Origin of the sequence: Streptomyces sp. KR55, assembly GCF_052245645.1 — a bacterium.
Classification (GTDB): Bacteria; Actinomycetota; Actinomycetes; order Streptomycetales; family Streptomycetaceae; genus Streptomyces; species Streptomyces flavusporus.
The window spans coordinates 1-5,196 of the sequence record NZ_JBQQCE010000589.1 but is presented as its reverse complement, the minus strand read 5'-3'; the positions used below and the strand labels follow the sequence as shown (position 1 = coordinate 5,196).

5 protein-coding genes are annotated in these 5,196 nt (G+C 73.0%); 4 read left to right on the top strand and 1 reads right to left on the bottom strand.

Annotation, left to right across the window (positions count from 1 at the left end; translation table 11 throughout):
- Window positions 1–455: MBL fold metallo-hydrolase (locus tag ACTWQJ_RS46030; RefSeq protein ID WP_443312346.1), on the bottom strand; the 455-nt coding region annotated here is incomplete at its 3' end.
- Between the two features lie 83 nt (window positions 456–538).
- Here ACTWQJ_RS46030 and ACTWQJ_RS46025 point away from each other — a divergent pair.
- The 4 genes from ACTWQJ_RS46025 to ACTWQJ_RS46010 form a co-directional block, all read left to right on the top strand.
- The gene (locus ACTWQJ_RS46025) at window positions 539–940 is read left to right on the top strand and encodes a hypothetical protein (RefSeq protein WP_443312345.1); all 402 of its coding nucleotides are present in this window, start codon (window positions 539–541) and stop codon (window positions 938–940) included.
- Between the two features lie 103 nt (window positions 941–1,043).
- Entirely contained in the window at window positions 1,044–3,134 is a 2,091-nt protein-coding gene (locus ACTWQJ_RS46020; RefSeq protein WP_443312344.1) for a phage holin family protein, read from the top strand.
- A gap of 108 nt (window positions 3,135–3,242) precedes the next feature.
- The gene (locus tag ACTWQJ_RS46015; protein ID WP_443312343.1) at window positions 3,243–4,304 is read left to right on the top strand and encodes an ATP-binding protein; all 1,062 of its coding nucleotides are present in this window, start codon (window positions 3,243–3,245) and stop codon (window positions 4,302–4,304) included.
- The coding region (locus tag ACTWQJ_RS46010) for a DUF2201 family putative metallopeptidase (protein ID WP_443312342.1) at window positions 4,301–5,196 on the top strand (896 nt) is incomplete at its 3' end. The genes ACTWQJ_RS46015 and ACTWQJ_RS46010, both read left to right, overlap by 4 nt.

The following is a 5,196-nucleotide window of genomic DNA, read 5'->3' as shown; positions in this document are numbered from 1 at the left end:
GTGTCCCCGGCGAAGTAGGTCCGGGCCTCGCCCTCGATGACGTAGCCGAGGGCGGGGGAGCGGTGCGGGCCCATCGGCAGCCGCCGTCCGTCGTGCTGCGCGGGCACGGCCCGTATGACGAGGCCGCCCACCCGGGTCTCGTCCCCGGGGGCCACCTCGGTCAGCTGCAGATGGGCGAGCCGGCGCAGACCCGGCACGGACCGGGGTGCGCCCCGGGGCACGACCAGGCGCGTGCCCGGCGCGAGCCGCGCCAGCGACGGCACGTGCAGGTGGTCGGCATGCAGATGCGAGACCAGTGCCACGTCGGTGCGCCAGGCGTCCGCCGGGGGCAGCGCACCGCGGCGGCGGCGCAGATGCGCGAGCCGGCGGGCGAACAGAGGGTCGGTGAGCACACGTACGCCCGAGTCCGCGACCGTGCAGGTGGCGTGACCCCACCACGTGACCTCCACCGGCACCTCTTTGCCTCCTTCGCGCGACTCCCCGAAGCCTACGGGCAGGAGTAGGGTCTGCGGCGAAACCCGGAGGTGAGGGGGACGCCATGGGAGAACTGCGGGTCACGGCCATCGCCAGTCTGACGCCGCTGCAGGAGCTGGACGCGGACCCCTTCCTGGTGGACTCCCGCAGCCAGCACGCCATGTGCGCGCGCTGGGCCGCCGAGCGGGGGTACGTCGTGGCCCGGCAGCTGCTGGTCCGTGGGCTGCGCCCCGACCACTGCGCCCTGTGGGACGGAGTGCGGCCCGGATACGATCTGTTCGTGGCGCCCAGCCGCCGGGTGCTGGAGAGCGCGCTGTCGTCCGTCGACGAGTTCACCGCGGAGTGCGCGCGGCGCGGGGTGCGGGTAGAGACGGTGGGCCGCGCCGAACCGTCGTACGACGCGCAGATGAAGGCCCGCGTCCATCGGCGGCTGTCGATGCCGACGGCCGGGTACGACGGGCGCTGACGGATTGTGCGGCCCTGGGGGACGAACGGGGTCTGCCAGGCGTTGTGACAATCTGGACGCAGGCCCGCTCCGGCGGCGGGCCGGGACGTGAGGTGTGCAGGGCGTGCGTGGAGGGCGTTGGCGGCGGGCCGTCAGCCAGATCGGGCGGAGCGTCGCGGTGTGGGCCGTCAGCACGGTCACGATGCTGGTACTCGCCGGGATCCTGCCCGACTTCCAGCTGCAGAGCGCGGACGGCGACAGCGCCACCACCATCGCCGTGACCGCCGCGTTGGCGGCCGGCGCCTTCGGTCTGCTGTCCGCGGTGGTCTGGCCGCTGCTGGTGCGGCTGCTGCTGCTCGTGCCCGCGCTCGTCCTCGGGCTGCTGGTGTTCTTCCTCAACGGTGCGCTGCTGCTGGTCGCGCTGCGCCTCAATCCCGCCGAGCGCGGCGCCGTCGACCCGGAGACGGCGGTCGTGGTGGCCGCCGCGATGTCCGCCGTCGCCTCCGCCACCGGCGGTGCCCTCGCCGTGCGCGACGACGACGCCTACCGGCGCCGGCTCTACCGCCTCTCCGACCGCCGCCCGCACGCCCTGCCGCCCGGCCCCGTCAGCCCCGGCACCGTCTTCGTGCAGTTCGACGGCGTCGGCCACGACGTGCTGACGAGCGCCGTCGACAAGGGGCTGATGCCGACCGTCGCCCACTGGCTCGGCAACGGCTCGGGCGGCGCCGCCGAGACCGAACCCACCCACCGGCTCACCCCGTGGCGCACCGACTGGTCCAGCCAGACCGGCGCCAGCCAGCTCGGCATCCTGCACGGCAGCAACTTCGACATCCCCGCGTTCCGCTGGTACGAGAAGGACCGCCAGGAGGTGATGGTCAGCAACCGGCCGGCCAGCGCGGCAGAACTCCAGCGCCGCGCGGTCGAGCGCACCAGTGACGGAGGACTGCTCTCCGCCGACGGCGCCAGCCGCGGCAACCTCTTCAGCGGCGGCGCCGACCAGCAGGCCCTCGTGCTGTCCATCGCCGTCCGGCGGCGCAGCCGGGAGAACCGCTCCCGGGCGGGCTACTTCGCCTACTTCTCCGACCCGGCGAACGCCGTCCGCACCGCCCTGTCGTTCATCGCTGAGGTCGGTCGCGAGATCGGCCAGTCCACCCGGGCCCGGCTGCGCAAGGTCCGCCCGCGGGTCGCCCGCGGCGGCCTGTACCCCTTCGTCCGAGCCTTCGCGACCGTCGTCGAACGGGACGTCGTCGTCGCCGCGGTGATGGGCGACATGCTCGCCGGCCGCACAGCCGTCTACGCCGACCTGGTGGCGTACGACGAGGTGGCGCACCACTCCGGGCCGACGAGCCGGGACGCCGAGAAGGTGCTCGCCCGCCTGGACCGGGCGCTCGCGCTGATCGAGAAGGTCGCCGAGCACGCGCCACGGCCGTACCGGATCGTCGTCCTGTCCGACCACGGCCAGAGCCCCGGCGAGACCTTCCGCTCCCGCTACGGCCTCACCCTCGGCGACCTGGTTCGGGCCGGCTGCGGGCTGCCCGTGCCGCGCAGGGCGGGGCGCACCCGCAGCGGCGCGGAGGCGCGCGCGGCCGTGCGGGCGGCGCTGCACCGGCCCGTGGAGGAGGAGCACGAGCAGCGCCGCCCGGCACGCGGCTCGGAGCCGATCGTGCTGGCCTCCGGCAACCTCGGCCTGGTCTCCTTCCCGGACGTGCATCACCGGATGACCAAGGAGGAGATCGACGCCCGGCACCCCGCGCTGCTGCCGACCCTCGCCAACCATCCCGGCATCGGCTTCCTGCTCGTGCGCAGCGAGGAGCACGGCGGGGTCGTGCTCGGGGCGTACGGCGCGGAGATCCCGGTGGACCAGCTGGACGACGACCACTCCGGGCCGCTCGCCCCCTTCGGACCCGGTGCCGCCGACGCCGTCCGCCGGACGCACTCCTTCCCGCACGCCGCCGACATCATGGTCAACTCCTTCCACGACCCGGCCGACGGCGAGGTCCTCGCCTTCGAGGAGCAGATCGGCTCGCACGGCGGCCTGGGCGGCGCCCAGGCAAAGCCGTTCCTGCTGTCGCCGTACGCCTTCTCCGCGCCCGTCGACGACGGGGAGGACCTCGTCGGCGCCGAGCACGTCCACCGCGTCCTGCGCCGCTGGCTGCGCGAGACGGCCGGCCCGCAGGTGCCGATCGAGGCGGAGCCGGAGGAGCGGGCCGCATGAGCCAAATAATCGAGTGACTACATCAGCCATCAATTGAGAACCTCGACGGCGAGCAACCACATCCGCGAGAGCGGCGCCGGTTTAGGCGCAAAGAGGGGAGCCCCTGCGTTGCAGGCTGCTGTCACTGTCACTCCCGCCCGTGTACCGGAACTGCTCCTGGGTCTTGCGACCGTGCGGCCGGTTTTCCTCTGGGGCGCCCCCGGTATCGGAAAGTCCTCCCTGGTCAGGGAGTTCGCCGAGTCCCTGGGCCTGGAGTGCGTGAGCCTGCTCGGCACGCAGCTCGCGCCGGAGGACCTGATCGGCGTGCCGCAGATCCGCGACGGGCGCTCGGTGTTCTGCCCGCCGGAGGCGATCGCCCGTGACGAGCCGTACTGCCTGTTCCTGGACGAGCTGAACGCGGCGACCCCGGATGTGCAGAAGGCGTTCTACTCGCTGATCCTGGACCGCCGGATCGGCAGCTACGAACTGCCGAAGGGCTCCATCGTCATCGGCGCCGGAAACCGCGCCACCGACAACGCGCTCGCCCGCCCGATCGCCTCCGCCCTCGTCAACCGCCTCACCCACGTGCACCTGGAGGCCTCCGCGAAGGACTGGCTGACCTGGGCCGCGAACAACGGCATCCACCCGTGGATCCTGGACCACCTCACCGACCGGCCCGACCACCTGTGGTCCAAGCCGCCGAAGACCGAGGAGCCGTTCTCCACGCCCCGCTCCTGGCACATGCTCTCCGACGCGCTGCACTCCTTCGGTGCGGGGCTCGACGAGGAGACCCTGAAGGTCATCGCGCACGGCACGCTGACGCCCGCGCACGCGACCGCCTTCTGCGGCTACGTCAAGATCGTGCGCAGCCGGTACGGCATCGAGGCGATCATCAAGGGCGACGCGCGCTGGCCGCACCGCCTGGAGGACCGGGATCTGCTCTATTACCTCGCCGAGTCGTTCCGGGGGCGTCTCGTCAAGGAACTGCCGGCGAGCAAGGAGCACATGTCGGCGAACGGACGGGAGACCGCGTACCGCGCCAAGTCCCTGCTCGTGCAGCTCGCCGAGATCTCCGTCGAGGTCGCCCAGAGCGTCATCGCCTCCGACGCCGACGGCAACCCCGTCCTGCCCGCCTGGTTCCTCATCGAGGCCGCCCGGGACATGCCGCGGCTGGTGGAGGCGCGACGATGAACCGTACCCGCGCGAAGGGGCAGAAGAAGCGGGACGTGGCGGGGGAGGCGTTCGCGGAGGGCATGCGGCTGGTCCTCGCCAACCCTGCCCTGAAGGCCGTCGACTTCAACACCTGCCGGCGTGAAGACTGTGAACTGGCGCCCAAGGACGGTCTCATCCGCGTCGACTCCGACGGCGTCCTGCACTCCCACCCGGAGCGGCTCGCCGACGGCCGCGACTGGGCCTGGGCGATCGCGCACGCCGTCATCCACCTCGGCTTCGGCCATGTCCCGGCGGCGAGGGGGGCGCGCGAGCAGCCCGACCGCTACGACCTCGCCGCCCGCTGTGCCGTCGTCAACCGCTTCCTCCTCACCTTCCCGGTGGGCCGGACGCCCGAGGACCTGCCCGCCTCCTATCCCGACGGGGACGAGGAGCAGCTCGCCGCGCGCTGGCGGCGTGCCGGCATCCCGGCCGTGTACGGGCGCTGCGGCACCGCGGGAGGGGAGCCCGACCAACTGCTCGTCGACTGGGGGACCTGGTTCGGGCAGCCCCCGGACTGGCAGCTCGCGTTCGCGGACGCCCTGACCCGCACCATGTCCGCGGCCCTCGACCTGGCGGGCGGCCGCCGCGACACCATGGACGGCAAGCTCGCCCCGCAGCACCCCTGGGAGAAGGCGCTCAGCTGGTTCGTCTCCTCCTATCCGCTGCTCGGCGGCATCGCCGCCGGCATCCAGCTGGTCGCCGACGCCGAACTCGCCCGCGCCCACGGCATCTCGATCGCCGCCGTGAACGCCGAGGCCGGCGAGATCTACGTCAACCCGCTGAGGCAGTTCGAGGACGAGGAGTGGCGGTTCGTCCTCGCCCACGAGATGCTGCACGCCGCCCTGCGGCACGGCGACCGCTGCGGCACCCG